General features: G+C 66.6%; 30 protein-coding genes. 16 read left to right on the plus strand and 14 right to left on the minus strand.

Annotated elements, in window-relative coordinates; all coding sequences use genetic code 11:
• Positions 1–67: 67 nt before the first annotated feature.
• Positions 68–298: an Lrp/AsnC family transcriptional regulator gene (locus tag N6C22_RS17625; protein WP_261652443.1), complete on the plus strand. Its 231-nt coding sequence runs from the start codon at positions 68–70 to the stop codon at positions 296–298.
• Positions 299–306: 8 nt separating this feature from the next.
• On the opposite strand, the gene pdhA is transcribed toward N6C22_RS17625, so the two are convergent.
• On the minus strand, positions 307–1,350 hold the full coding sequence (gene pdhA / locus N6C22_RS17630) for a pyruvate dehydrogenase (acetyl-transferring) E1 component subunit alpha (RefSeq protein WP_261652444.1): 1,044 nt from the start codon (positions 1,348–1,350) through the stop codon (positions 307–309).
• Positions 1,351–1,421: 71 nt separating this feature from the next.
• On the opposite strand from pdhA, the gene N6C22_RS17635 reads away from it, so the two are divergent.
• Together N6C22_RS17635 and N6C22_RS17640 are read left to right on the plus strand one after the other, a co-directional pair.
• Complete coding sequence (locus tag N6C22_RS17635; RefSeq protein WP_261652445.1) at positions 1,422–1,742, plus strand: hypothetical protein; 321 nt, start codon at positions 1,422–1,424, stop codon at positions 1,740–1,742.
• Positions 1,743–1,811: 69 nt separating this feature from the next.
• Positions 1,812–2,588 carry a class I SAM-dependent methyltransferase gene (locus tag N6C22_RS17640; RefSeq protein ID WP_261652446.1) on the plus strand — a complete coding sequence of 259 codons (777 nt, stop codon included), beginning with the start codon at positions 1,812–1,814 and terminating at the stop codon, positions 2,586–2,588.
• Between the two features lie 22 nt (positions 2,589–2,610).
• Here the strand turns inward: N6C22_RS17640 and tmk are convergent, their stop codons facing one another.
• The gene (gene tmk / locus N6C22_RS17645; protein ID WP_261652447.1) at positions 2,611–3,198 is read right to left on the minus strand and encodes a dTMP kinase; all 588 of its coding nucleotides are present in this window, start codon (positions 3,196–3,198) and stop codon (positions 2,611–2,613) included.
• A 533-nt stretch (positions 3,199–3,731) separates the two neighbouring features.
• On the opposite strand from tmk, the gene N6C22_RS17650 reads away from it, so the two are divergent.
• The 7 genes from N6C22_RS17650 (at position 3,732) to N6C22_RS17680 (ending at position 9,269) form a co-directional block, all read left to right on the plus strand.
• Entirely contained in the window at positions 3,732–4,646 is a 915-nt protein-coding gene (locus N6C22_RS17650; RefSeq protein WP_261652448.1) for a complex I NDUFA9 subunit family protein, read from the plus strand.
• Positions 4,647–4,818: 172 nt separating this feature from the next.
• The gene (locus N6C22_RS17655) at positions 4,819–5,991 is read left to right on the plus strand and encodes a tubulin/FtsZ family protein (RefSeq protein WP_261652449.1); all 1,173 of its coding nucleotides are present in this window, start codon (positions 4,819–4,821) and stop codon (positions 5,989–5,991) included.
• Positions 5,969–6,784 carry a hypothetical protein gene (locus N6C22_RS17660; RefSeq protein ID WP_261652450.1) on the plus strand — a complete coding sequence of 272 codons (816 nt, stop codon included), beginning with the start codon at positions 5,969–5,971 and terminating at the stop codon, positions 6,782–6,784. The genes N6C22_RS17655 and N6C22_RS17660 overlap by 23 nt, the downstream gene beginning before the upstream one ends.
• Positions 6,785–6,790: 6 nt before the next feature.
• A complete protein-coding gene (gene cofC / locus N6C22_RS17665; RefSeq protein ID WP_261652451.1) occupies positions 6,791–7,408 on the plus strand; it encodes a 2-phospho-L-lactate guanylyltransferase in 618 nt (205 codons plus the stop codon).
• 148 nt (positions 7,409–7,556) lie between these two features.
• On the plus strand, positions 7,557–8,699 hold the full coding sequence (cofG, locus tag N6C22_RS17670; RefSeq protein ID WP_261652452.1) for a 7,8-didemethyl-8-hydroxy-5-deazariboflavin synthase subunit CofG: 1,143 nt from the start codon (positions 7,557–7,559) through the stop codon (positions 8,697–8,699).
• Positions 8,700–8,800: 101 nt separating this feature from the next.
• Entirely contained in the window at positions 8,801–9,070 is a 270-nt protein-coding gene (locus N6C22_RS17675; RefSeq protein WP_261652453.1) for a hypothetical protein, read from the plus strand.
• Between the two features lie 52 nt (positions 9,071–9,122).
• Positions 9,123–9,269 carry a hypothetical protein gene (locus N6C22_RS17680; RefSeq protein ID WP_261652454.1) on the plus strand — a complete coding sequence of 49 codons (147 nt, stop codon included), beginning with the start codon at positions 9,123–9,125 and terminating at the stop codon, positions 9,267–9,269.
• Between the two features lie 16 nt (positions 9,270–9,285).
• Here N6C22_RS17680 and N6C22_RS17685 read toward each other — a convergent pair whose 3' ends face one another.
• The 4 genes from N6C22_RS17685 to N6C22_RS17700 form a co-directional block, all read right to left on the minus strand.
• Positions 9,286–9,681: a DUF2267 domain-containing protein gene (locus N6C22_RS17685; RefSeq protein ID WP_261652455.1), complete on the minus strand. Its 396-nt coding sequence runs from the start codon at positions 9,679–9,681 to the stop codon at positions 9,286–9,288.
• A gap of 63 nt (positions 9,682–9,744) precedes the next feature.
• Positions 9,745–10,032 (minus strand): hypothetical protein, encoded by a 288-nt coding sequence (locus N6C22_RS17690; RefSeq protein ID WP_261652456.1) that lies wholly within the window; start codon positions 10,030–10,032, stop codon positions 9,745–9,747.
• Positions 10,033–10,062: 30 nt separating this feature from the next.
• The gene (gene cofH / locus N6C22_RS17695) at positions 10,063–11,469 is read right to left on the minus strand and encodes a 7,8-didemethyl-8-hydroxy-5-deazariboflavin synthase subunit CofH (RefSeq protein WP_261652457.1); all 1,407 of its coding nucleotides are present in this window, start codon (positions 11,467–11,469) and stop codon (positions 10,063–10,065) included.
• 83 nt (positions 11,470–11,552) lie between these two features.
• Entirely contained in the window at positions 11,553–12,191 is a 639-nt protein-coding gene (locus N6C22_RS17700; RefSeq protein WP_261652458.1) for a helix-turn-helix domain-containing protein, read from the minus strand.
• A gap of 223 nt (positions 12,192–12,414) precedes the next feature.
• Between N6C22_RS17700 and N6C22_RS17705 the strand changes: the two genes are divergently transcribed.
• Entirely contained in the window at positions 12,415–13,434 is a 1,020-nt protein-coding gene (locus N6C22_RS17705) for a phosphoribosylaminoimidazolesuccinocarboxamide synthase (protein ID WP_261652459.1), read from the plus strand.
• A 33-nt stretch (positions 13,435–13,467) separates the two neighbouring features.
• Here N6C22_RS17705 and N6C22_RS17710 read toward each other — a convergent pair whose 3' ends face one another.
• Positions 13,468–13,605 carry a hypothetical protein gene (locus tag N6C22_RS17710; protein ID WP_261652460.1) on the minus strand — a complete coding sequence of 46 codons (138 nt, stop codon included), beginning with the start codon at positions 13,603–13,605 and terminating at the stop codon, positions 13,468–13,470.
• 154 nt (positions 13,606–13,759) lie between these two features.
• Between N6C22_RS17710 and N6C22_RS17715 the strand changes: the two genes are divergently transcribed.
• The 3 genes from N6C22_RS17715 to N6C22_RS17725 are packed head-to-tail and all read left to right on the plus strand — an operon-like array spanning position 13,760 to position 17,735.
• A complete protein-coding gene (locus N6C22_RS17715; RefSeq protein ID WP_261652461.1) occupies positions 13,760–15,592 on the plus strand; it encodes a PAS domain S-box protein in 1,833 nt (610 codons plus the stop codon).
• A 53-nt stretch (positions 15,593–15,645) separates the two neighbouring features.
• Entirely contained in the window at positions 15,646–17,499 is a 1,854-nt protein-coding gene (locus N6C22_RS17720) for a DEAD/DEAH box helicase family protein (protein ID WP_261652462.1), read from the plus strand.
• A gap of 50 nt (positions 17,500–17,549) precedes the next feature.
• Positions 17,550–17,735 (plus strand): hypothetical protein, encoded by a 186-nt coding sequence (locus N6C22_RS17725; protein ID WP_369684426.1) that lies wholly within the window; start codon positions 17,550–17,552, stop codon positions 17,733–17,735.
• Positions 17,736–17,773: 38 nt separating this feature from the next.
• On the opposite strand, the gene N6C22_RS17730 is transcribed toward N6C22_RS17725, so the two are convergent.
• From N6C22_RS17730 to N6C22_RS17760, 7 genes are all read right to left on the minus strand, one after another.
• The gene (locus N6C22_RS17730) at positions 17,774–18,409 is read right to left on the minus strand and encodes a molybdenum cofactor guanylyltransferase (RefSeq protein ID WP_261652464.1); all 636 of its coding nucleotides are present in this window, start codon (positions 18,407–18,409) and stop codon (positions 17,774–17,776) included.
• Entirely contained in the window at positions 18,406–18,546 is a 141-nt protein-coding gene (locus N6C22_RS17735; protein WP_261652465.1) for a hypothetical protein, read from the minus strand. The genes N6C22_RS17730 and N6C22_RS17735 overlap by 4 nt, the downstream gene beginning before the upstream one ends.
• A complete protein-coding gene (locus tag N6C22_RS17740; protein ID WP_261652466.1) occupies positions 18,546–19,889 on the minus strand; it encodes an MFS transporter in 1,344 nt (447 codons plus the stop codon). The genes N6C22_RS17735 and N6C22_RS17740 overlap by 1 nt, the downstream gene beginning before the upstream one ends.
• On the minus strand, positions 19,886–21,988 hold the full coding sequence (gene nasA, locus N6C22_RS17745) for an assimilatory nitrate reductase NasA (protein ID WP_261652467.1): 2,103 nt from the start codon (positions 21,986–21,988) through the stop codon (positions 19,886–19,888). Before nasA ends, N6C22_RS17740 begins: the two co-directional genes overlap by 4 nt.
• A gap of 43 nt (positions 21,989–22,031) precedes the next feature.
• The gene (locus tag N6C22_RS17750) at positions 22,032–23,804 is read right to left on the minus strand and encodes a nitrite/sulfite reductase (RefSeq protein ID WP_261652468.1); all 1,773 of its coding nucleotides are present in this window, start codon (positions 23,802–23,804) and stop codon (positions 22,032–22,034) included.
• A 274-nt stretch (positions 23,805–24,078) separates the two neighbouring features.
• Positions 24,079–25,047, minus strand: coding sequence for a formyltetrahydrofolate deformylase (locus N6C22_RS17755; RefSeq protein ID WP_303647625.1), 969 nt, complete (start codon positions 25,045–25,047; stop codon positions 24,079–24,081).
• A gap of 99 nt (positions 25,048–25,146) precedes the next feature.
• The gene (locus tag N6C22_RS17760) at positions 25,147–25,764 is read right to left on the minus strand and encodes a heme-binding protein (RefSeq protein WP_261652471.1); all 618 of its coding nucleotides are present in this window, start codon (positions 25,762–25,764) and stop codon (positions 25,147–25,149) included.
• A 132-nt stretch (positions 25,765–25,896) separates the two neighbouring features.
• Here N6C22_RS17760 and purS point away from each other — a divergent pair, with 132 nt between their 5' ends.
• Both purS and purQ read left to right on the plus strand, forming a co-directional pair.
• Positions 25,897–26,151, plus strand: a complete 255-nt coding sequence (purS, locus tag N6C22_RS17765) for a phosphoribosylformylglycinamidine synthase subunit PurS (protein ID WP_261652472.1) — start codon at positions 25,897–25,899, stop codon at positions 26,149–26,151.
• A complete protein-coding gene (gene purQ, locus N6C22_RS17770; RefSeq protein ID WP_261652473.1) occupies positions 26,148–26,837 on the plus strand; it encodes a phosphoribosylformylglycinamidine synthase I in 690 nt (229 codons plus the stop codon). The genes purS and purQ overlap by 4 nt, the downstream gene beginning before the upstream one ends.
• Positions 26,838–26,906 lie beyond the last annotated feature (69 nt).

The raw sequence follows: 26,906 nt of genomic DNA on the forward strand, positions 1-26,906 counted from the left end.
CTTACCCCGGTGCCCTCCCCCGAACAGGGCAAAGGTTTTTGCTATGACAGAGACTACCACAGCACGAATGGTTCACGCGTTCATCATGGTCAAGACGGCGGCAGGAAAGTCCGAAGAACTCCTCGACTCGATCCGTGGCCTCGGCCCGGTCAGCGAGGCCCACATCGTCGCCGGGAACTACGACATCATCACCGAGGTCGAAACCGAGGAGGTGTACGACGTCTTGCACACCGTTGTCGGCAAGTTACAGAAGTTAGACGGCATCGCCGACACCAAGACGTACATCTGCCTGCAGTAGCGGGCCAGCTAATGTTCTAGTTCCTGCACGTCGTGTTCGTCCGCGAACGACCGTAACCAGTCGCGCTGTTTCTCCAGTTTCTTCGGCATCTCGGCGTACACCGAGTCGAACACCTCGTCCGGGTCCGCCGGCTCGCCAGATTCGGCACGCTCGACCGCGTCGGTCAGTTCCTCGTCGGCCTCCTCGTGGATGGTCTCGACGTAGTCGTCGGTGATGACGCCCTGCTCGCGGAGGTACTCCTCGTAGCGCTCCAGCGGGTCACGGGTCCGCCATTCCGGGAGGTCTTCGTCCTCGCGGTAGCGCGAGGGGTCGTCACTCGTGGTGTGGGCACCCTGCCGGTAGGTCATGCTCTCGACGAGCACCGGCTTCCCGTCTCGTGCTGACTCGAGCGCGCTCTGGACGAACTCTCGGACCGCCAGCGGGTCGTTCCCGTCGACCTGCCCGCCTTTGAAGCCGTAGGCTTGGGCGCGGTCGGCGATGGACGCCGCGGCGGTCTGCTTGCGACGGGGCAGCGAGATGGCCCAGTTGTTGTTCTCACAGAAGAACACCGTCGGCGTCTCGAAGACGCCGGCGAAGTTGAGCCCCTCGTGGAAGTCGCCCTCGGAGGTCGCGCCGTCGCCGAAGTAACAGAGGACTGCGCCGTCGTCGTCTTCGTAGTTCATCGCCATGCCCGCCCCGGTCGCGTGAGGAATCTGGGTGGCGATGGGGACCGCCTGCGGGAAGTTCGGCACGTCGTGGTCAGAGGTGTACTCGGGCTGGCCCCGGCGGAAGCGCAGGATGTCGCTCATGGGCACCCCACGGGCGATCTGCATCCCGTTGGAGCGGTAGGTCGGGAACAGCCAGTCTTCGGCCGCCATCGCGTGGGCGGCACCGACCTGCGAGGCCTCCTGGCCCTTGTACGGCGGGTAGCCACTCATCCACCCGCGGCGCTGGAGCGCCAGTGCTCGCTCGTCGAAGCGGCGGGCACGAACCATGTCGCGGTAGAGCGCGCGGGCCTCGTCGGGCGAGAATGGTGTGTCCGAGAGGTCGCGTTCTCCGATGACTCGATGCATGTGCTGTGCAAAACTTGCCCACTTGAAAGCCGTTCCGATACGTCAAAGGCCGTCCGTTTCCTAGGGACGGTATGGTCTCACTCGTGGGCGTCATCGGCCTCGCAGTGCTCGTGGTCGTCAACACGGCCATCGCGGCCGTCTCGACGCGGTTCTTCCGCCAGCGACTCGACACCGACTGGGGTCCAATCGTCTACGTCGCCCTCATCACGCCCGTCCTGCTGTTCGCCACCACGCTGCTCATCTCCGGCGTGTTGCAACTCGGCGCGAACCTCGGCTCGCCACAGCTCGCCCTGCTCGTGAGCATCGCGCTTCCGCTGGTGCTCGGCGTCACGGTCGATTTCTTCTGGATGCCCGCACCGGACGAGATGGAGCTGCCCGAGACGATGCGATAGGCGGGACGGATAGCGGCCAATTTTCCCGACGACAGACCTGTTTATACACCGACCTATGAACGGTCGAACATGCAGGACGCCGACCCCCGGATTGCGCACCACTACGACGAACTCGCCGCGCTCTGGGACGACATCGTCGCTGACCCGTCCAGAGAGCGACTGCTATGGGAGACGCTCGACGGGATGCTCCCGGACCTCGACGGCAAGCACGTGCTCGATGCGGGCTGTGGCTCCGGGTTCTACGCCGAACGGTACGTCGACCGCGGTGCCGACGTGACCGGCGTCGACCTCAGCGAAGACATGCTCGACCGGGCGCGGCAGCAGGTCCCCGACGCCGAGTTCGTGCAGGCGGACCTGGGCGAATCCCTCGACTTCCTCGACGACGACAGCGTCGACGTGGTCGTCTGCCAGCACGTGTTCTCGCACCTGCCGGACCTCTCGGGTCCACTTTCGGAGTTCGCTCGGGTGCTCGTCGACGGTGGCGTGCTCGTCGTCTCGACGCACAACCCGGTCCACGACTACGTTGTCGTCCGCGAGGGCGAGTACCCGACCGAGACGATGCCCGGCGACATGGAGGCGACCGTGGAGACCGAATCGGCGACACCCGTCTACGACGAGACCGAGCGCTACGACATCATATGGAATTCAGGGCCGGATAGCAACCGCGCCACGTACTACCGGCGGTCCATCGAAGGGTTGTTCTCGCCAGTTCTCGACGCTGGCTTCGAGATTCGAGACGTGGTCGAACCGACGCCGGACGAGGCGTTCACTCGTGAAAATCCCGAGATAGCGGCCGGATTCAAGCAGGACGCGGCGAAGTCGGTCTGTCTGAAGGCGGTTCGGTAGCAGGGCACCGGTGAAGGCGGCGCTACTCTTCTTCTAGAATCGCTTCGAAGACCTCCTCGACCGATTCCAGCACCTCCTCTGGCGACCGCGTCGCGTCGATCTGCACGAACCGCTCGGGCTGGAACTCCATGAGCCGCTCGTAGTTCTGCTGGACCTTCGTCAGGTACTTCGACTGCTCGAACTTGTTGGTCGCGCCGGAGCGCTGCATGGCGGTGTGGGGGTCGACGTCGAGGTAGATGGTCACGTCGGGTTCGATGGTGAACGGCTGGTGGACGCCGCGGATGTACTCCATCGGGCGCTTGATTTCGCCTTCGAGGGTCGCGCCCTGGTAGGCGTAGCGCGAGTCCGAGTAGCGGTCGGAGATGACGAGGTCGCCGTCGGCGAGCGCGGGTTCGACGACCCGCGAGAGGTGGTCGGCGTGGTCGGCGATGAACAGGAAGAGTTCGGCGAGCGGGTCGGCGGCGTCGTCCTCGATGGCGCGGTTGACCGACTCACCGTACCACGAGTTGGTCGGTTCGCGCGTGAACGTGGCGTCGGGGTAGGTGTCGTGGAGCGCCTCCCAGACGGTCGTCTTGCCGCTCCCGTCGAGTCCCTCCAGCGTGACGAGCATACCCACGGCTTTCGACGGAGGGGGTTTCTGTCTGTCGTCTCTGTGTCGGGGATGAGCGTCGGGACTGCTTGACTGTCCGAAGCGGGTGTGAATGGCGAGCAGACGGGACTGGCGCGGAGGCGACGCGAGGCTGTCCCGTGCAACCGCTGGACCTCGCGCGGTGGGTCGTCAGTACATGGCGACTGTGGCCGCGTTCTGGTATTTGAACTCTCGTGGCTGTGAGAGTCGTCTCAGTCGTCGGTACGGTCTGACTGTCGGTCATCGCGGTTCGCGACTTCGACAGGCAGTCCACTCGCGCTGGTGGCTGTGACCGCCACCGCTCCGAACCGCGGCCGCACCACACCCTCCCCAGCCGACTGCGCTCCTCGCTGACGCTGCGGTGCTCGTCCCTCGCACGGCTTCGGTTCGCGGCCTCACGTCGCTCGGCACCCTCACCAGCGCGCGCCCGGTGGTTGGTCGCTCCCGTCGCTCACCCCGCTCCCCCACCCCCGTTTGGGGATGCCTTTATCAGAATCCCGGACTATCTATCAAATATGAAAGTAATCGTCGCTGGTGGGACCGGCTTCATCGGGCAACGCCTCTGCGAAGAACTCCTCGACCGCGGCCACGAGGTGACAGCACTGGCCCGGCACCCGGACAGCGCCGACCTGCCGAACACGGTGAACACGGTCATGGGGGACGTGAGCGCGTACGAGTCCATCGTCGACGCCTTCGAGGGCCAGGACGTCGCGGTGAACCTCGTCGCGCTGTCGCCGCTGTTCAAGCCGAAGGGGAACGCGAGTCACGACTCGGTTCACCGCCAGGGAACCGAGAACGTCGTGCGTGCCTGCGAGGAGCACGACGTCGGGAAGCTCGTCCAGATGTCGGCCCTCGGCGCGGACCCGAACGGGACGACCGCGTACATCCGCGCGAAGGGACAGGCCGAGGAGATCGTCACCGCCTCGGAGCTCGACTACGTCATCTTCCGGCCGTCGGTCGTCTTCGGCGAGGGTGGCGAGTTCGTCTCGTTCACGAAGAAGCTCTCGACGCCGGTCGTCACGGGGCTCCCGGGCGGTGGGAAGACGCGCTTCCAGCCCATCTGGGTTGGCGACCTCGTCCCGATGCTGGCCGACGCCGTCGAGGACGAGAAACACGTCGGGCAGACCTACGAAATCGGTGGGCCCGAGGTGGTGACGCTGGCCGAGGTGACCGAGTTCGCCTACGAGGCCGCGGGGAAGTCCATCACCATCCTCCCCATCCCGATGGCGATGGCGAAGCTCGGCCTGACCGTCGCGGGGCCGATCCCGTTCATCCCCTTCGGTCCCGACCAGGCTCGTTCTCTGAAGATGGACAACACTGTGACGGACAACGATGTGACCGCGTTCGGTGTCGACCCAGCCGAGTTGACAACCCTGCAGTCGTACCTCGGACTGACACAGACCGCCGACGCACCGGCCTCACACGCTTAAATAGAGTGGCGAAATGTCACTGAAGAAAGGATTACGTTTCACCGACCATTTTCGGCGATAGAAGCGACCTCTCCCGTTTTTTCAGGCAGTCCTGACACCTGTTAGAGAATCAGACCATCCAAAGGCTTATATCGATAATCCCATTCTTCACATCCAACGGAGACCCCCTTCCATGAAACTGGCGATGATAGGATTCGGTCAGGCCGGTGGGAAAATAGTCGACAGGTTCGTCGAGTACGACGAACGGACCCAGAGTGGCATCATCCGTGCTGCTATCGCTGTCAACACAGCGAGAGCCGACCTGATGGGCCTTGACAACATCCCGGACGAGAATCGTGTGCTCATCGGTCAGTCCCGCGTCAAAGGGCACGGCGTGGGCGCTGACAACGAACTCGGCGCGGAAGTCGCCGAGGAGGACATCGACGAGGTACAGGGAGCGATAGACTCCATCCCGACCCACGAGGTCGACGCGTTCCTCGTCGTCTCAGGTATGGGTGGTGGCACCGGCAGTGGTGGCGCACCCGTCCTCGCAAAGCATCTCAAACGCATCTACACCATCCCCGTCTACGGGCTGGGCGTCCTGCCCGGCTCCGACGAGGGTGGGATCTACACCCTCAACGCGGCACGGTCCTTCCAGACCTTCGTCCGCGAGGTAGACAACCTGCTCGTCTTCGACAACGACGCCTGGCGCAAGGCCGGGGAGTCGGTCGAGGGCGGCTACGACGAGATCAACGAGGAGATCGTCCGCCGCTTCGGCGTCCTCTTCGGTGCCGGTGAGATCGGCGCTGGCGACGAGGTCGGTGAGAGCGTCGTCGACTCCTCCGAGATCATCAACACCCTCGCGGGTGGTGGCGTCTCGACCGTCGGCTACGCGACCGAGGAGGTCGAGATGGAGGACGACGGCGGCCTCCTCTCGCGCTTCACCGGTGGTGACGACGACCAGGTCGACACCGCACACACCACCAACCGCATCACGTCGCTCGTGCGCAAGGCTGCGCTCGGCCGACTCACGCTCCCCTGCGAGATCGAGGGCGCGGAACGCGCACTTCTCGTGATGGCAGGCCCGACGAAGCACCTCAACCGCAAAGGCATAGAGCGCGGGCGGAAGTGGCTCGAGGAGCAGACCGGCTCGATGGAGGTTCGCGGTGGGGACTACCCGCTCAACGAACCCCAGGTCGCGGCCTGCATACTCCTGTCAGGCGTGAACAACGTCCCGCGTATCAAGGAGCTGCAGCAGGTCGCAATCGAGGCACAGGACAACATCGACTCCATCCGTGAGGAAAGCGAAGAGAACTTACAGAACCTAGTCGAAGATGACGAGGATGAACTCGAGCCACTCTTCTAAGTGGGCAACGCTTGCGGTCGTGGCCATCCTCGCGCTCGCGGCGGTCGGGACAGCCACGGCTGTCCAGGTCACGAGCGACGACGTGTCCTCGGAAGCGCAGGTCGATGAGGACTACACCGCGACGGTGACACTCGGGGAGCTGTACCAGAACCCCGACTACACGTCGTGGACGCTCCGCGGTGAGACCGAGCTGACCGACGTCACGTGGACGGTGACGACCACGGACACCGACACCGGGAACCAGATCGACCGGCAGTCCTTCGACGGACAGTCGTTCAACTACTCGAACATCGACGCCGAGGCGAACGACGCCAACCAGATCACCATCGAGGTGACCGGGACCGTCCCCGAGGTCGAGAACTTCACCTACGCCGAAGAGGAGACGTTCGTCGTGGCCGCGCTGACCCAGGTCCGCGACGGTGGGACCTCGAACGAGATCGCAACGCGTGAGGCTCACCACTACACCGAGGACAGCCGGGCCGCGCGCCAGACGATCGCCGATGCCGAGGCTGCCATCGACGAGGCAGCGGCGGCCGGTGGCGACACCTCGACCGCCGAATCCTCGGTCGAGTCGGCCATCTCGGCGTACGAGGGCGAGAACTTCGAGAACGCACAGACGCTCGCCGAGCGTGCCCAGAGCGAGGCAGAGAGCGCCGAGCAGTCGGCCGCGTCGGCCCAGCAGCGTAACCAGCTGCTCATGTACGGTGGAGCCGCCGTCCTGGTGCTCCTCCTCGTCGGTGGGGGCATCTACTGGTACCGGCAGCAACAGGACGACTACAGCCGCCTGGGCTGAGTCGTCATGCGACTTCTCGTTCCGTTCGCGCCCGACCAGCCGAAGACTCGTCTCTCGCCAGTACTCACTCCCGAGGAGCGCGCCGACTTCGCGCGGGTGATGTGCGAGGACGTCCTCGCGGCTGTCCGCGCGGTCGGCCACGAACCGGAGTTGCTGTCGACGAAACCGCTCGACATCGATGCACCCGTCACCGTCGACGACCGGCCGCTCACCGACGCGGTCAACGCGGTCCTCGCCGCGACCAGTGAACCGGTCGCGGTCGTGATGGCCGACCTCGCGCTGGCCACGCCCGGGAGCCTCGACCGGCTTCTCACCATGGAAGGCGACGTGGTGCTCGCGCCGGGACGTGGTGGCGGCACGAACGCGTTCGTCGCCAGACACCCCGAGTTCCGGGTCGACTACCACGGCGCGTCCTACCTCGACCATCGGGAGGCCGCCACGGCGGTCGGTGCCGACGTTTCTGTCGTCGACTCGCATCGCCTCGCGACCGATGTGGACGAACCCGCGGACCTCGTCGAGGTGCTGGTCCACGACGACGGCCGCTGTCGGCACTGGCTCCGCGAGCACGGGTTTCGAATCGAGCGTGGGAACGGCCGGGTGAACGTGACCCGAGTCGACGGCTGAAACCGAGCGAACCCCTTTACGTGGGCCGCTCGTCCGGTGTAGTACACGAGGCCTCGTGTAGGGATAATCCACCAATCCTCCCTTTTGGCTTTCTCTCCGCGCGGTGCGGTGAGATACGCTTTTCTCGGTCGAACACGCACGCCCAGTCGTGATACAGGGCGCTGACGAGTACGACATCGACATCACCTTCGACGACGCCGACGTAGCCGAGTTGCTCTCGGTCACGCCCGACGACGTCGAGCCCGCCGAGGAACTCACCTTCGCCCGCAACGTCTTCCTGCCGCTGACGACCGCCTGCCGGTACACCTGCACCTACTGCACGTTCTTCGACCCGCCCGGGCAGGCGACGCTCATGGACGACGAGGACGTGAACGCGACCCTCGACACCGGGGCCGACGCCGGCTGTACCGAGGCGCTGTTCACCTTCGGCGACGACCCGGACGACCGCTACGAGGAGGTGCACGCGCAACTGGACGCCTGGGGATACGACTCCATCCACGACTACCTGCGCGCCGTCTGCAAGCACACGCTGGAGCGAGGCGTGTTACCCCACTCGAACCCCGGCGACCAGACCCGCGAGCAGATGGCGCTCGTCGCACCCTACAACGCCAGCATGGGCGTGATGCTGGAGACGACTGCCGACGTGTCGGCGCACGCCGGCCCGCGGGTGAAGTCGCCGGCCCAACGCATCAACACGCTCCGGAACGCGGGCGAGCTGAAGGTCCCGTTCACCACGGGTATCCTCGTCGGCATCGGTGAGGACTGGCAGGACCGGGCGGAGAGCTTGCTCGCCATCCGCGACCTGCACGAGCGCTACGGCCACATCCAGGAGGTCATCGTCCAGAACGTCGTCCCGAACGAGCGCTCGCGGTTCGAGCAACCCGACGTCGAGACGATGCGCCGGGTGGTCGCGATGGCCCGGTACGCCCTGCCCGAGGAAGTGTCGGTGCAGGTGCCACCGAACCTCTCGCCCACCCGCGAGCTGCTGGACTGCGGCGTCGACGACCTCGGCGGGGTCTCACCCGTGACGGACGACTACATCAACCCGGACTACGAGTGGCCGGCACTACGCGAACTGCGCGACATCGCCGACGAGGCCGGTGTCCCATTGCGCGAGCGCCTGCCGGTGTACGAGCGCTACCTCCCGGCCGAGCTTCGGTCTCCGGACTTCGACGGCGAGCCTGCGCCCGGCGACGGCTGGCTCTCCGAGCCCATCCGCGAAGCGCTCACCGGTGACACGCCCGCGGGCCGACGCTACCGACGCGTGTTGCGCGGTGAGACGACGGTCTGACGGCGACGTCGCGCGGTGAGGCGGTGGGCTGGCAGTCTATCGAGTGGTCAGCCGCACTCCTAGTCGGATTCATGTTTGATGGTCACGTATGTCGAGGTGGGATGGGAGAGAGTATCACGACGAACGTCCCGAGCGAGAAAGCGATTCTGAGCGCGCTGGACGCCGTCTCGTCGATGCACGTCGCGGAACTGCGACACGCACTCGGTGGCGACCCCGGTCCAGTCGGCTACCAGTGCACACACCTCGAACGCGCCGGGTACATCCGGTCGCGGGACGGGGAGATCTACAGCATCACGAGCACCGGCGAACAGCGCTTGCGGGTCCTGCTCCGGGCGCGGGAACCGGTGCAGGTGCACGACACCGGGCGCTGAAAATCATCCCGTCGTTTCTTGCGTGCTGACGACGTAGCTGTGCATGGGTATCATGCCACACGATATAACCATCTCCGACGACCTGAAGGCACGCCTCGACACGCACCTCGAAGAGGACGAGACCCACGAGGAACTCATCGAGGAACTGCTCAACATCTACGAGAGCACACGGTTCGTGCAGGAAGGGTATTCGGAGTAAGCGCGGTCACCCGGGTTCAGGCGCTCGGCGGCTCCTGTTCGACGAACTCGAACAGCGTGTCGTAGTCGTCGGGGAGCTGGCCGCGAACCTGGTCGAGTTCGCCCGGTGCGACGGTCTCGGCGACCAGGGCGACTATCTGCTGGGCGTGGTATATCGCGTCCGGCCGGTCGGTGTGACTCCGCCGGGCCACGCGGTCGGCGAACTCGTCGAAGTCGAAGCGCTGGCCCGACTCCGCGGTCGTGAGGAACCGGTCGATCTCCATCGGGAGCGACGCCGCGAGGTCCTTGGCCTCGCCGGCTTGCAGTCGCTCGCCGAGCGTGCTGAGGGTCGCGCGGGTCGCCCGGAGCGCTTCCCCTTCGTCCGGGAGACTGAGACGATGCTGGACCTGACCGACGAACTCGCTGAACTTCATACTCACCTCGAGATTACCGGGCTGGGCGTAAGAGACGAGCCTTGATTTCGCCCGCGAGACGCCTCAGCTGTCGGAGACTGGCCTGACGACCCAGTGATTCTCGTCCTGTTTCGCGAGCACCGACGGCTCGCGCATCCGCACGACGTAGCCCGTCGGGTTCTGCTGGACCTCGTGGGCGGCGCGGACGCTCCCGAGGTCGCCGAGCAACTGCGCCGACGGCGGTTTCTGGGCCGCGGCGCAGTCGTAGATGGTGAGCAGGCCGCGCCCACCCTCGCGCTCGTAGACGACGATGTGGGCGTGCTGTGGCAGTCGCCACTGGTCGGCGGCGTCGGCCGGCGCGAGCGTGTTCATGCCCGGTGGTACGGCGACCCGCGGCAAAAGTCAGTCGTCTGCGCTCGCCACGTCCCCGGCGGTCTCGGGTACCTCGCCGGGGTCGAGCAGCGGCGTCCCGTCCGCCTTCGGGCCGAGTTCGGGACCGAACGGGCCGTCGCCCTCGATGGTGCGCCGATGCTCGTAGTCGGTCGAGCGCTCGACCGGGACGCGCCCGATGGCCCGGATCATCTCGACGTACTGGTCGAACGTCCGGAACTCGCCGTACCGGCCGCCGGCGCGCTTGGTTATCTCCTCGGAGAGGATGGTGCCCATGAAGTCGTCGGCACCGCAGTTGAGCATCTTCATGCCGTGTTCGTCGCCGTACTTCACCCACGAGGACTGGACGTGCTCGATGTTGTCGAGGAAGAGCCGCCCGACCGCGATCATGAGTTCGTCCTCGGCCCGGCTCGCGCCCTCGGTGACCACGCCGTGTTCGAACAGCGGCGTGTTCTCGTGGACGAACGAGAGCGGGACGAACTCCGTGATGGCCCCGTCGACGCGCTCTTGCAGGTCACGGAGCTCCTTCAGGTGCATGACGCGGTGGGCCGCGTTGTCGACGTGCCCGTACATGATGGTCGCGGTGAGGCCGAGGCCGACGTTGGCAGCGGCCTCCATCGCCTCGAGCCAGTCGTCGGTGCCGATCTTGCCCGGACAGATGACCTCGCGCACCTCGTCGACGAGTATCTCGGCGGCGGTGCCCGGAACAGAGTCCAGCCCGGCATCCTTGAGTTTCTGATACACGTCCTCGTAGCTCCAGTCGGTGCCGCGCTTCGCGTGGTACGCCTCCTCCGGCGTCATCGAGTGCAGGTGCACGTCGTCGACCGACATGGCCTGCATCTGCTCGACGTAGGTCCCGGGGTCGGTCACGTAGCGCTCGGGCGGCTTGTAGTTCGTCTCCTTCCAGTCGGACTGTCGCAGGATTTCGTGGTGCTCGTCGTCGAGTGCGAACCCCGGATGGAGACCCGAGACGGAGGTTATCTCGTAGACACCGCGTTCGACCGCGTCCGCGACGACACGCCGGGATTCCTCGGGGGTCTTCGTGAACCCGTCGTGCTCCCCGTCGTAGTCCTCCTCGAAGGTGTGCGCCGTGTTCTTGAAGTTACAGAAGAGGCAGCCCGTGTTACACGCCGTGGTGACGTTGTTGTTCAGGTTCGCGACGAAGGTGACCTCGTCACCGACCACGTCCTGGCGGCGCTCGTCGGCCGCCTGCAGCACCTTCTCCTTGCGGACCCGGTCGAACCCGTCGACGTCGGTCCCGGTCGTGATGAGTTCGATACCGTCTGCGACCGTGAGCCGCTCGCCGTCACGGGCCTTCGCGAGCGCGTTCTCGAACGACTGGTCGGTCTCGGGAACGTGTGCGAAGTCGAACCCGTCCGACGGCAGGTCGGCCGCAGCGGTGTCGAACGTATCGGTCATTATCCTTAACCGTCCCGTTCAAAGCGTAAAAACGTCGCGGGAGCGACGGCATCTCGCCGGTATCACTATCGACTCGACGAGTCTCAGAGGTCCAGTCCGGTATCCTGGATCAGCGACTTGACACCGCGCCGGAGCCGCTGGGACGCAGCCGAATCACTGATTCCCATCTGGTCACCCAGTTCACCGAGTGTGGTGTCCCGGGGCACGTCCCAGTACCCTTCCTCGAACGCCAGGGCGATCATCTCGCGTTGCTCCTTCGTGAGCAGTGGGTCCCCCGTCGACGGCGCGGGGTTGAAGATTCGCCGAAGTTCGATCTGGACGCCATGCGCCAGGCAGTCCTCCCGGAACTTCGTGAGGTTCTTGCGCTCGGCGAACAGCAGTCGGAACGTCCACTCGTCGGCGTTTCCGACCGCCCGCAACACGTCGCCCTCGTTCTTCATGAGCGGCTGGATCACCCCGTTGACGTCCGAGCTCCAGACGATCTCGAACAGGCACCGGTCGTCGGTCTCGGTGAGGGACCGAACCGATTTGGTCAGGGCGTCGTCTGCGAGTGCCCGCTGGAGCCTCGCCTCGTCCGCCCCCGACATCCAGAACAACGGCATGATGCCCGTCTCTATCGGGACCAGCCGTTCGAGTTCGACCTCGATGTCGGGGAACGCGTCGAACAGCCGACCGAGGGCGAACTGGGTTGCAGGAATCGAGATGTCGGCGATAACTGTCATGGTTCCCTCGTGTTGCGCGGAATCACCGGCCACAGGCCGTGCCACGCGCTATACGTACCGATACGTCCCCGGACGAGATATAGGTAATCGTCACGATATGTATTCGCCCCGACTACTTTGCGGGGCCACCGACCGGGGCCGCCTCACGAGCACGGAATGAAACCTTCTTGGTGGCGCACTCCGCGCTTTCGCACATGAGCACTCGCGTGCGGGGGTGTCCCCCGTGACGTCCGTCAAGGAGTTCCGCATCGAGGAACCGGCGTCGGCCGACGAACTCGGCCTCGGCGCGTTCGTCTTCACCGACGACTACTCCGTGTTCGACTGGGGCAAGATGCCCGACCAGATTCCCAGCAAGGGTGCGTCGCTCTGTTCGATGGGCGCGTTCAACTTCGAGCTGCTGGAGGACGAGGGCGTCCCCACCCACTATCGCGGCGTCGTCGAGGACGGCGAGGTCGTTCCCCTGCGAGAGGCCTCGCGCCCGCCGTGGGAGATGGCCATCGACCTCACGCAGGTCCCCGACCTCCCCCACGAGGGTCGGGACTACGACTACGACGCGTTCCACGCCGAGGCCGGCGAGAACTACCTCGTCCCTCTCGAGATCGTCTTCCGGAACCGCGTCCCCGTCGGCTCCAGTCTCCGGAGTCGCACCGACCCGGCCGACCACGGCCTCGACTTCGACTCGTGGCCCGACGAGGCCGTCGACCTCGACGAGCCCATCGTCGAGTTCTCCACGAAGTACGAGGAGTCCGACCGCTATCTGAGTCGGGAAGAGGCCGACGACATCGCGGGCATCGCCCACATCGACGACCTCGAAGCTGTCGCGCGCGAGGTGAACCGTATCGTCACCGAGCAGGCTGCCGCGGGCGGGCTGACCCACGAGGACGGCAAGATAGAGTGCCTCTACTTCGACGGCGAGATTCGCGTCGCCGACGTGGTCGGCACCTTCGACGAGAACCGCTTCAGCTACGAGGGCACCCAGATATCCAAGGAGGTCATCCGGCAGTACCACAAGCGAACCCAGCCCGAATGGGTCGAGGCTGTGGGTGCAGCGAAGGAGCAGGCCAAGGCCGAGAACATCGCGGACTGGCGGGAACTGTGTGAGGTCCAGCCTGACCACCTCGACGAGGACGTGCTGCAGGTCGCCAGCGACATGTACACCGCCGGGGCGAACGCCTACACTGGGCTGGAACTGTTCGACGCGCCGCCCATCGACTCGGCCATCGGGGCCGTTCGGCGGCTCTGAGACGGCTGGTTCTGGGTCTCTCGAGTCCGTTTTTCAGGCGCTGGCCAGCCCGATGATGAGCGCGAGCACGACCAAGCCGACGAACAGGACGACGAGCGCGACGAACAGCAGGCGGACGACTCGCGGGAACACGTCGAGGTCCATCGCCATGGGGAGGCTGTTCGAGTCCACCTCTCCCCTCTGTACTGATAGGTGAAAAACCACCGCATCGGCGATATCTCCCTCCCACGCCGGGTTCGTCCACAGGCGCGACGGCTGCCGGTTGTCACTCGAACGAGACCAACCGCGTTACTTACACGCGCTGGTGTCGTACTTCCCACCTGAGATGAGTATCGAAGGCAGGACAAACCGGGGGGACGGCGAGACCATCGACGTCCTGCTCGTCGCAGTCGAGTCCAGCACCCGTAGCCTGCTCACCGAGTCCCTCGAACGCGGCTGTGAGTCGGCGGTCGTCCAGTCGGTCGCCACCCACGAGGCCGCGTTCGACGCACTGGAAACTGACGGGGCGGATGTGGACTGTATCGTCACGGCGTTCTCCGCGCCGGACACAGGGGACCTCTCGTTCCTCCGCGAGTTCCGCCGACGGGAGTTGCCCACCCCGTTCATCGTGTTCTCCGACGACGGGATCGAACAACACGTCGCCGACGCCTTCGCCTCGGGCGTCACGCACTACGTCCAGTGGAACGGGAGCGAATCCCTCGTACTGCTGGCGAAGCAGATAGAGCGGGCCGTCGAGGAGAACAGTCAGCACAGACTGGTCGCTCGCCAGCTGGACGCACTCGACAACGTCAACACGGGCATCAGCATCGTCGACGCCGGGGGGCACTACATCTACGTCAACCACTACTACGCGGAGATGTACGGCTACGAACCGTCGGAACTCCTTGGCACCGCCTGGACCGTCCTCGAACGAGACGGAACGGACCCCGAGTACGCGGACATCCTGTCTGCGGTCCCCCGCGAGGGCGAGTGGACGGGCGAACTCACCCAGCGGCGCAAGGACGGGAGCGACATCCGGGCGGCCCACGCGATCTGGGACGCCGATTCGAGCGCGATGGTCGTCGTCGCCCGCGACCTCACCGACGCGGACAGGAACGAACTCGACCTGTTCGAGGAGCGCGAACGCTTCGACCTGCTGATAGAGGCCATCGAGAACTACGGCATCGTGGGCATCGACCCGGACGGGAACATCACCAGCTGGAACACCGGCTCCGAGCGCATCAACGGTTTCCCCCGGGACGAGATAATCGACGCCAACATCTCCATCCTGTACACCGACGAGGACGTCGCGGCCGGGCTCCCAGCGGAACACCTCCGGCGGGCACGCGAGGACGGACCCGTCCACGAGGAGGGGTGGCGCGTCGAGCGGAACGGCGACCGCTACTGGGTGGATTTCACCCTCTCGGCGGTCGACGACCGCTCGGGCGACCACCGCGGGTTCGTCTGCGTGCTCCACGACAGGACCGAACAGGCGAAACGCGAACGACAGCTCCAGCGCCGCGTCGAACAGCTCGGGCAGTTCGCGAGCGTCCTGAGTCACGACCTGCGGAACCCGCTCACCACGGCGTCGCTGCACCTCGAACTCGCCCGCGGGGACCCGGAAGATGCGGGAGAGCACATCGAGAAGGCCGACCGCGCGCTCTGTCGCATCGAGACCCTCGTCGATTCGCTGCTGCGGCTCGCGAAGGAGGGCGAAATCGTCCAGGAGTTCGACGCCGTCTCGCTCACGGACACGGCCAAGCGCGCCTGGGACGTCGTCGATGCGCCGGACGCCTCGCTCGTCGTCGAGGCGGAACTCCCGTCCGTCCAGGGCGACCCCGAACGACTGCGTGCCCTGTTCGAGAACCTGTTCCGCAACAGTCTGGAACACGGGAAACCCGACGTGACGGTGCGCTTCGGCAGGGTCAACGGCGGGTTCTTCGTCGCTGACGACGGTCCCGGTATCCCGGAGAAGGAGCGAGAGAAGGTGTTCGAGTACGGGTACAGCACCGACGAGCACGGGACCGGCTTCGGGCTCAGCATCGTCGAGAGCATCGCCGTCGCCCACGGCTGGAACGTGACGGCGACCGAGAGCGAGTCGGGCGGGGCTCGCTTCGAGTTCTCGTCCATCCTGAACGAGCCCGCCCTGGAGTCCACGCAGGACACCACCCAAGAGTAACGCGCGCCCCGACGACGAAACCACCTTCTCCCTCCGGCGACAACCACGGTGTAGTGACAGCCGACGAGTCCGAGTCTCCGCCCGACGAACCGACCGACGAGTCGGACGAGGTACCAGTAAACCGCTTCTACGACGCCCTCGAAGCCCACGGCCAGCCGGTCATCACGGCGACCCAGCTCGCCCGCAAGCTCGACACCACGCAGGAGCGCGCCCTCCGCGCCCTCGAACAGCTGGAGCGTCGCGGCGACGTCCAGCACCAGACGGTCGAGACCGACCCGACGGTGTGGTACGCGACCGACTGGGCCGAGATGGTCGACCGCGAAAGGGTCGTCTTCTTCCCGAACCGCCGCCGGCTCGTTGTGGACCAGCCGACGCAGTTCACCCGGGCGCAGTGCTCGCAGTTCGCCCACCTGGTCGACACCACCCGTTCCGGTGGCTATCTCTACGAGATTCGCCAGGAGGACATCTGGCAGGCCCCCTACGACGACTTCGAGAAGCTGATGCGGACCATCCGGCAGGTGATTCCGGAGCGCTCGCCGCACTTCGAGGAGTGGGTCGAGGACCAGTGGAAGCGCGCGAACCAGTTCGTCCTCTCGACCCACGAGGAGGGCTATACTGTCCTCGAAGCCGCCAGCGAGAACCTGATGGGCAACGTCGCCCGCCAGAAGCTCGACGACACCCACCTCAGGGCGCCCATCGACGACACGACGAGCTGGGTGGCCGACGAGAAGATAGCCGAGATAAAGCGGATTCTGTACGAGGCAGGCTATCCCGTCAAGGACGAGCGCGACCTCGAATCGGGAGACGAGTTGCCCATCGAGTTACTGCTCAACCTGCGAGACTACCAGCAGACCTGGGTCGACCGCTTCACCGAGCAGAAGTCCGGCGTGATGGTCGGGCCGCCGGGGAGCGGGAAGACGGTCGCCGCGATGGGCGCGATGGCCGCGGTCCAGGGCGAGACGCTGATTCTGGTCCCGTCGCGCGAACTCGCCAGCCAGTGGCACGAGGAGCTGCTCACGCATACGAGCCTGACCGAAGACCAGATCGGTGAGTACCACGGCGGCACCAAGGACGTCCGCCCGGTCACCATCGCGACCTACCAGACGGCCGGGATGGACCGGCACCGGCAGCTGTTCGACCAGCGGCGATGGGGGCTCATCGTCTACGACGAGTGTCAGCACATCCCGAGCCGGGTGTTCCGACGGTCTGCAGACCTCCAGTCTCGCCACCGCCTCGGCCTCTCGGCCACGCCGGTCAGGGAAGACGACAAGGAAGAAGACATCTTCACGCTCGTCGGCCCACCCATCGGGACCGACTGGGACGCCCTGTTCCAGGCCGGCTACGTGCAAGAGCCGGAAGTCTACATCCACTACGTCCCGTGGGCCGACGAGGACGCGCAGAACGAACACGCCAGCGCGGACCCGGGGCACGAGAAGCGCATGCTGGCGTCGATGAACCCCGCCAAAATCGAGGAGACGCGCCACCTGCTCGAGAAACACCCCGAGAAGAAGGCCCTGCTGTTCGTGGAGTATCTCGACCAGGGTGACGCCTTCGCCGAGGCGCTCGACGCCCCGTTCATCTCGGGCGAGATGCGCCACTCCGAACGCCGGAGGCTGCTCGACGAGTTCCGCCGGGGCGAGCGTCGCCTGCTCGTCATCTCCCGGGTCGGCGACGAGGGTATCGACCTGCCCGACGCCGAGTTGGCCATCGTCGCCTCCGGACTCGGTGGCTCGCGCCGTCAGGGTGCCCAGCGCGCCGGCCGGACCATGCGCCCCGAAGGGAACGCACTGATGTACGTGCTGGCGACGCGGGGCACCAGCGAGGAGGATTTCGCGAACCGACAGCTCCGTCACCTGGCATCGAAAGGTGTGAAGGTCCGGGACGGCCCGGCCGAGGCCGTCGAATAATTGCCAGCGTCGTCGGGCTTGAAGCCCTGCGGGTCGTTCAGGAGAGTAGTATGGTTGACCCGACTTCAGATTTGGGCGACGTCGATCCCGACGAAGCGCCCGCCTGTGCGGTCTGCGGCGCGGCGGTGACGGGGCAGGAACATCGCGTGCGCTCGTGGGTCGAGGATGGCAACGTCGAACACCGACACTTCTGCGACGACGACTGTCTGGACGAGTGGGACGGCGCAGGCGAGTGACGGCGCTGCACCGACACCCGGCGTAACAGACCGATTCCTCAGTCCGCGACGACGCGTCCCTCGACGAGCGTGAGGTCCGCCTGCGAGTTCACGTTCTCGAAGGTCGCTGCGTCCGTCCGTGCACGAACGGTCTCCTCGTCGACGACCGTCGGGTCCAGTCGCGCCACGACATCGCGGAGACACTGCACTCCCGCCCCGAGCGCCCGCAGGCACACCGCGCTGGCGACCGTGGTTCGATACACGGCACACAGGGGCTGGCGACGCCCGTCGAACTCCGGCACCACGCCCGTCTCACCCGCCATCTCGGCGAACAGCGACCCCACGAAGTCGGGGTCCAGCCGCGGCATGTCGCAGCCGGTGACGGCGACGACCGGGGCGTCGCTCGCCCGGAGACCGGTCAGGAGGCCCCCCACGGGCCCCCGCTCTTGAACATCGTCGGCCACGACGCGCGTCTCGACGGCAGTGCCCGCGAGCGCCCGCCGAATCCCGGCGACCTGTGGCTCGCGGCAGGGAACCACGACCTCGTCGACGACTTCCTCGAGGCGGTCCACGACGTGGCGAACCAGCGGGACGCCATCGAGCTCGGCCAGCGCCTTGTCGGGCCCGCCGAAGCGCGTCGAGTGGCCGCCCGCGAGGACGATGGCACCGCGAGCCGAATCGGAAACGCCAGTCACGCCAGGAACCCCGTCTGGCCGCTGAACGCGAGGTACAGCGAGAACACCGTGACGAGCACCGCGATGCCCATCTCGGCGTACAGGGCGACCTTGCCCCACCTGTACCACGAGTCGTACTCCGGCTCGGTTTCGGCCATCAGTCATCACCCCCTGGCGTGGCCGTCGTGCTGCCCGACCCATCGCCGAGCCAGCGGTCGCGCGTCCCGATGCCGTGGGCCTCGATGCCGCTCCCGCTCCGCATCGCCCAGAAGTAGAACAGGATGATGGGCACGAAGAACACGAGCGCGGCGAGCGCGTAGCCCATGTGGATGTTCGGCACGTAGCCGAACACCAGCGGGTAGATGATACCCCCGGTCGTGGAGATGCCACCGATGAAGCCCGACGCGGTGCCCGGCCGGTCCGGGAACATGAGCGGGACGATGGCGAAGACGCCGCCGGTCCCGAAGCTCACCGCGATGCCGAACATCGCGAGGACGACCACGGAGGCCGGCAGGAGGCCGGCGAGGCCGACCGCCGTCAGCAGGACCATCATCACCGTGACGAGCAACAGCGCCGTCAGCAGCCAGTGCACGCGGGGTGCGTACTCCTGTTCGGTCGAGAGGATTGGATAGGGCGTCCAGCCCTTGCGCTGCCACAGGTCGGACATGTAGCCCGAGAACGGGCGGAACAGCGACGCGTTGAACGACTGGACGGCCGCGAACGTCCCCGCGGCGGTCTGGATGGCCGCCACGTCGGTGAAGCCGAGGTCACGGATGGACCCCGCGAAGCCCTCGGTGTAGTAGCTCGGGAGCCAGGAGTTCATCGCGATCTCCAGCCCGAACGTCATGGCGTACGCCAGCATCAGCGCGATGGCGGCGTAGCGCGTCCAGACGTACAGCGTGTCGCCGAGCGACGTGTTCTGCTTCGCGATCTCGGCGGTCGCGACGTCACGTGCCGGTTCGCCACGTACCTTGTACAGCACGGCGACGAAGAGCGCGAGGATGCCGAGGTGCAGGAACGCGTCGGTGTAGTTGGTCCCGTAGATGCGCGGGAGCATGAGCGCGCCCACGCCGGCCCCGACGTTCCCGGTCCCGGCGTAGAGGCCCTCGGCCGTGCCAATCTCGTGCTCGTCGAACCACTGGGCGACGTGCTGGATGCCGACGACGAAGCTGATGCCGGCGGAGGCGACGACCAGCCGTTCGAAGAACAGTATCTCGTAGCTGGTCGCGAACGCCGACATGATGCTGACGATGCCGGAGTAGCCGAGGATGATGGCGAACACGTTGTGCGCGCCGAGGCGGTCGGCCGCCCAGCCGGCGGCGACCCTCCCTGGCGGCGCGAGCCAGATGGCCGAACTCGCCAGCAGGCCCAGTTCGGCCGTCGTGAGCGAGAACGACTGCCCGATGGACGGGCTGAACGCGGCGGTCGAGAACCACAGCAAGAACGCGGTGAAGAAGCCGAGCGTCGCGATGAGCAGCTGCTCGACCTTGCGGGATATCATACGCGCTCACCTCCCACGACCACGATCTCGGGCTGTGGAGCCACGAGCCGGACCGCACACTGCTTGAGGTTCGGTTCGGCAGACCGCGGGTCGGTCGCGGGGCTCGTGAGCGCGTTCGTCGCCGGGTGGTGGATCGGCAGCCAGACCAGCCCCTCGGGGACGGCGTCGTCCGCGTCGACCCGGGCCGTGACGCTGGCGCGTCTCGTCTCCAGGGTGACCTGCTCGTCGATGCCGTCCGCCGGTTCGAGCCGGTCACTGTGCGCCTCGAGCGTGTCGGGGTGGACCCGCGCCCGCACCGGTGGGGCGTCCCCCGTGGACCCTCGCGAGCGAATCCCGGTGTTGTACCCGTCGGCCTCGCGGCCGGTCGTGAGCGTCAGGGGGTACTCCTCGTCAACTGGTTCGGGCAGCTCTCTTCCCGTGCCGCCGGCGAACCGCGCCCTGCCGGACGGCGTCGGGAACGACCAGTCCTCCGTCTCCTCGTCGTAGTACCGGTAGCCGCCGCTGTCTTTCGGCCCCGGGGCGGGCCACCGGACCGCGTACTCGGCCTCGAGACGCTCGTAACTGATTCCCGAACAGTCGGCGAGGGTGCCCGCGGTGAGGTCGGCGAACTCCCGGAAGAGGGATTTCGGGTCGGTGGCCTCGCCGAAGAGGCCGTCCGCGAGCGCGTTCCCGATGCTCGTGATAATGTCGAGGTCGGTCCGCACCCCGCTTGGGACGTCGGTCGCGGGGCGCACCCGCGACACCGTCCGCTCCATGTTGATGGCGGTGCCATCCGATTCGCCCCACGTCGCAGCGGGCAAGACCACGTCGGCGAACTCGGTCGTCTCGGTCTCGAACGCGTCCTGGACGACCAGGAACGCATCGTCGAGTTTCTCGGCGACCGCGGAGGCGTCGGGCATCCCAGCCACGGGATTGGTCGCGACGGCGTACACCGCCTCGACCGGGCCGTCGGCGATGGCGTCCATGGTCCCGACCGGCCCCGGGCCGGTGTCGTCGGGGAGCCGGTCGACCGGGACGTCCCATTCCGATGCGATGAGTTCGCGCTCGTCCGGGTCGGCGAAGTCGCGCTGGCCGGGCCACGAGCCCTTCGAGGAGCAGACGCGGGTGCCCATCGAGTTGGCCTGGCCGGTCAGCGAGAACGGGCCGTTGCCGGGGCCCATCGACCCCGTCGCGAGACAGATGTCGATGAGCGCGCCGGAGGTCTCGGTCCCCTGGACGCTCTGGTTGACGCCCATCCCCCAGTAGACGAGGGCGTCGTGGTCGAACGCGGCCGCGAGGGCTTCGACGTCCTCGAAGGGGACGCCGGCGCGCTCGGCGGCGACTTCCGGGTCGGGCAGGTTCTGCTTCAGGTCGTCGTAGCCGGTCGTCGACTCCTCGACGAACGCCTCGTCCACGCGCCCCGTCTCGCAGACCTGCGCGAGCACCGCCCGCGCGAGGTCGAGGTCCCCACCGGGGTCCGGGCTGACGTGGCGGTCCGCGGCCTCGGCAGACTCGGTCCGCACCGGGTCGACCACGACGAGTTCGCTGTCGTCCTCGTCCGCGCTGTTGGTTATCCACCGGAACATCACCGGGTGGGCGACGGCCGGGTTCGCGCCCCAGACGACGTGCCGGTCAGCGTCCGGGATGTCGTCGTAGGTCGGCGGGGGCGCGTCGCTCCCGAACGCGTCGTAGTACGCCGTCACCGCGCTGGCCATGCACAGCGTGGTGTTGGCGTCGTAGAATCGGGTGCCGATGCCGCCCCGGGCGAGCTTGCCGAGGGCGTAGGCCGCCTCGTTGGTCTGCTGGCCACTCCCGAGGACGGCGATGCTATCGCGGTCGCCCGCCATCGCCTCGCGGAACTCGGTGACGACCCGGCCGAGCGCCACGTCCCACGTGGTCTTGCGGAGCTCGCCGTCGCTCCGGACCATCGGCTGGGTGAGCCACTCGCCCTCGGGGTCGGCCGTCTCGCTGACGCCGCGCTGGCACGCGAGGCCGCGGTTCACGGGGTGCATCGCGTCGCCCCGGACCGTGTCCAGCCCGTAGCCGATGTCGACGCCGCGCTGGACGTGGCCACAGCCGACGGCACACCGCATGCAGGTGGTCGAGACCCAGTCGGTCACGAGGCGACCACCTCCGTCGTGCTGTCGAACGAGGTCGCCCCGGTCATTCGCCCTCCTCCGTCACCGTGATCGGTTCCGTCGGGACCTCCGGGGCCGGCGTGTCGTCGTCCACGAACGGGTACCACGACTGCTTCGCGTCGGTGAGACACGGGTCCTCGTACCCGTCGACCTCCTCGGGCTCGGCGAGTTCGATGAGCGTCTCCTGCCCGGTCGCGTTCACCCACTCGCGGAAGGTCTGGCCGTCCTGGCGCAGGGCGGCGTACGCCTCCACGAGGTTCTTGAGGAGGCCAGGGACCTCGTCGGCGGGCACGCGCTGGCGGACCCACTCGATGAAGGTTGGCTCCTCCCCGATGCCGCCGCCGACACCGACGTCCATCGCCTCGACCATCTCGCCGTTCTTGCGGGCCCGCATGCCCTGGAGGCCGATGTCGGCGGTCATCGCCTGGCCACAGTCGGCGGTACAGCCCGAGAAGTGTATCTTGATGCGCTCGACGTCGTCGGGCAGTTCGACGTTGGCCCGGAGCCACCGGAGCATGATGGCCATGCGGGCCTTCGTCTCCGTGAGTGCGAGCGAGCAGAACTCGGTGCCCGTACAGGCCATCGCGCCGCGGACGAACGGGTTCGGTTCCGGCTTGTGCGTCTCGAGCAGGGGTTCAGCGAGCAACTCGTCGAGTGCCGCATCCGGGACGTCCACGACGACCGGGTTCTGCCGGCGGGTGAGTCGGATCTCCCCGGACCCGTACTCGTCGGCCAGGTCCGCGAGTTCGATGGTCTCCTCGGCGGTCATCCGACCGACCGGGACGTTCAGTCCGACGTAGTTCCGCCCGTCGCGCTGGTCGTACACGCCGACGTGGTCGTGCGCGCCGCGCTCGGTGGGCTTCCCGGCGTTGTAGGTGTACTCGCCGCGGAAGTCGGTGCCTGCGCGTTCCAGGTCGAAATCCAGACGTTCGTCCAGTTCTTCGCGGATGGCGTCGGTGCCCCAGTCGTCGACGAAGAACCGGGCGCGGTTCTTCGCGCGGTTCTGCCGGTTCCCCTCCTCGTGATACAGTTCGACGAACGTCCGGACCGTCTCGACGGCCTGCTCCGGCCGAACGAACAGGTCCAGCGGGCGGGCAGGTCGGGGTTCACGACCGCCCAGGCCGCCGCCGACCCGGACGTTGAAGCCCGGCGTCTCCTCCCCGTCGATGAACTTGTGCGCCGGTTCGAGCCCCACGTCGTTGATGGAGTCCTGCGCACAGCCCTGGCGACAGCCAGTCACCGAGATGTTGAACTTCCGGGGCATGTTGCTGAGCGCGTCGTCGTTCCGGATGGTCTCCTGGATCTCGTCGAGGATTCCCCGCGAATCGACGTACTCCTCGGCCTTCCCGGCGACGGGGCAGCCCGAGATGTTCCGCATCGTGTCACCGCCGGCAGACCGGGAGGAGACGCCTGCCGCCTCCAGTTTCTCCCAGACCTCGGGGATGTCTTTCAGCTCGAGCCAGTGCAACTGGATGGACTGTCTGGTCGTGAAGTCGACCCAGCCGTTCCCGAACTCGGGGTTCTCTGCGGGTCCGGTCGCGTAGTCGCGGGCGACCTCGCCGATGGCCCGGAGCTGGCCCGGTTCGAGGATGCCCCCGCAGTTCGTCAGCCGCATCATGAAGTACGACTCCTGTCCCGAGCGCTGGTGGAACACGCCCCAGAACTTGAAGCGCGTGAACCACTCGTCGCGTTCGTCCTCCGGGATGGAGGCGAAGCCGCGCTCTGCGAACTCCTCTATCTTCTCCCGGACCGCATCACCGTACAGCTCGCCTTTCACGTCCTCTTTCTTGTGTGCCATGCTCAGGCACACACCTCATCCGCACGCTGGACTTCTTCAGCCATTTTCGTTTTTTCAGTCCAAACGCCCACATATATCGGTTATCGTTAATCAAGTGTTGACAGTTACGAGACTACACAGGTCATGTGGTAACCCCGGGTATGGACAAGGAACTGGAAGGTGTTTATACAGTTAATATGATATGAACGTCCGTGTGAAATCCTGCCACAGGTCGGCGCGCCGGCGGTAGTGTCGCCACTGGCAGGCCGAACACAGAGAAGTCCGCCGGGACCGCCTAGTCGTCGGATGCGCCGCCGTCACCGGCGACGATGTCACCGAGACCGTCGACCGGCCGGTCCGGGTTCGCGTCGCGGGCCGCCGTCGAGAGGCCCAGCTGGTAGGAGTTCTCGTGCGCCTCGCGGAGCCGGGTCCGGCCGCGGTGGACCGACACGTCTCCGTTGAGGTGCAGGCGGACCGCCTCGAGGAGCGCCTCGGCCTCGAGGGGCTGGCCGCGCTCCTTGAGGTCGCCGATGCTCGCGTCGTCGGGGACGTCGAACGCGCGCTGGGTGATGATGGGCCCCTGGTCGAGGTCCGTCGTCACGTAGTGCGCGGTGACGCCCGCGATGCGGACGCCCTCCTCCAGTGCCTGCCGGTAGGCCTTCGCGCCCGGGAACGCCGGGAGCAGGCTCGGGTGGATGTTGATGATGCGGTCCTCGTACCGGAAGACGACGTCCGGGCTGAGGATGCGCATGTAGCGTGCGAGGACGATGAGGTCCGCGTCGTACTCCGCGAGCAGGTCCAGTATCTCCTCCTCGTCGGGCGTCCCTTTCTCGTCACCGACGTCGTGGAACGGAATCTCGTACTTCTGGGCGAGGGGCTCGAGGTCGTCGTGGTTGGCGATAACGACCGAGATGTCCGCGCCGAGGTCGCCGCTGGCCCACGCCTGGAACAGGCGCTCGAGACAGTGGCTCTCCTGCGTGGCGAGGACGGCGATCTGCTGGGTCTCCCGGTCGCTCGGGAACCGGACCTGCACGTCCACGCCGAGGTCGTCCCCCAGGTCGTGGAGGTCGTCGCGCAGGGTCTCGGGCTTGCAGACCATGTCCGTCGTATCGACGTGCATGGTCATCCGGAAGATATCGTCCCGGACCGCCTGGTCGAGGTCCTCGATGTTGATTCCGCGCTCGAACAGCAACGAGGTGACGCGTGCGATGAGTCCAGTCTTGTCTCCTCCGATGACCGTAATTTCGGTCAAGTCAGTCGTCATCGACACCACCTCCTGATGCTGCTCGAAAGAGACATCACGATAGGCTCAGGCGACTGGGGGGCAAAAGACTTCGTATCCGTGCGAAGGTTACGCCCGGCCTCAGGAGATGGAGACCGCGACCTCGTTCTCCCGCATGAACGGCGGCGTCCACGGGTCGTCGTAGCCCATGAAGAACGGCTCGCCGGTGGGTTCGATGCCGTGGCTCTCCAGGGTCCGGAGCAGTTCGTCCTCCTTCGCGTCGACCGTCTTCGAACTCGCCCAGCCCGAGAACGAGAGCACCGCGAGGTTGCGCGGGCCGACGAGTTCGAGCGACACGAGGTCGTCCAGCGGCTCCGGGGCGTCCTCGTAGTCGTAGTCTGCGGGCAGGTAGAACGACATGGTGACGCCCTCGGGGACCTGGCTCGACGTGACGGGGGCGGTCATCGGGATGGTCTCGCCCTCCATCGCGACGGGGGTGGTCATCGACACCTTCTCGCCCAGCGTGTTGTTCCCGGAGATGTACCGGAACAGCCGGCGGAACGCCTCGTCGCCGGAACTCGCGGTCGTACTGACCGCGATGGTCGCGGGGTACCGGCGGAGCTCGATACCGTCGAAGTGGGCGACGCGGTCGTACTGGACTCGTTCGGTCGTGTAGTCGACGTAGAGGCCCCAGGCCGTCCACAGGCCCAGCACACCCGCGAGGAACCCGGCTCCGGCGTAGAGGATGCGACGCTTCATACCCTATAGTGGCACCGAGAGAGCATAACCCACGTGCCGAACACGCCAGGTCGCCCGCGAGTAGTATCCACGTTCGTGTCCATCCGGGCGCTTCCAAAACCCCTATCATGCATGACCACGCACCATCGACCGATGACTGGCTACACCGCCACGGTGACCGTCCGACTCAAGCAGGGGGTGCTCGACCCCGAGGCCGAGACGACCAAGCGCGCGCTCGAACGCCTCGGCTTCGACCTGCAGGACCTCCGGTCGGCCGACCGCTTCGAGGTGGACCTGGACGCCGAAACCGACGAGGACGCCCGCGAACGCGCCTCGGAGATGGCCGAGCGACTGCTCGCCAACCCGACCATCCACGACTACGACGTGGAGGTCGCCGAGCAGGGATGACCGTCGCCATCATCCGCTTCGGCGGCTCGAACTGCGACCGCGACGCCCTGGGCGCGCTCACCGACCTCGATATCGACGCCGAGATCGTCTGGCACGAGGACGGCCTCCCCGAGGACACGACGGGCATCATGCTCCCCGGTGGCTTCTCCTACGGGGACTATCTCCGTGCCGGCGCGATGGCGGCCCGCTCCCCCGTGATGAACGAGGTCCGCGAACTCGCCAGCGATGGCGTGCCCGTCCTCGGCGTCTGCAACGGCGCGCAGGTGGGCTGTGAGTCCGGGCTCACCGAGGGCGCGTTTACCACGAACGCGAGCGCCCGCTTCCAGTGCGAACACGTCTATCTCCGCGTCGAGCGCGCGGACACCCCCTGGACCGAGGGGTACGAGGAAGGCGAGGTCATCCAGTTGCCCATCGCCCACGGTGAGGGCCGCTACGAGGTCGACGAGGACCGTCTCACCCAGCTGGAGACCGAGGACCGAATCCTCTTTCGCTACTGCGACGAGACCGGCGAACTGACCGAGGACGCCAACCCGAACGGGTCGAAGCACAACGTCGCCGGTATCCTCGGCGAGCACGACTCGGTCGCCGTCCTGATGCCCCATCCCGAGCGCGCGGCGCTGGAAGACATCGGCGGTATCGACGGTCGCCCCCTCCTTCGGGGGTTCGCCAGAGCCGTCGCGGAGTAGCGCAGAACCGCCCGTAGCGACCCTATTCCTCGAGTATTTCCGACTTTTCCGGGCCGAACTCAGCAGCCG

Source organism: Haloarchaeobius sp. HME9146 (assembly GCF_025399835.1).
Taxonomy (GTDB): Archaea; Halobacteriota; Halobacteria; order Halobacteriales; family Natrialbaceae; genus Haloarchaeobius.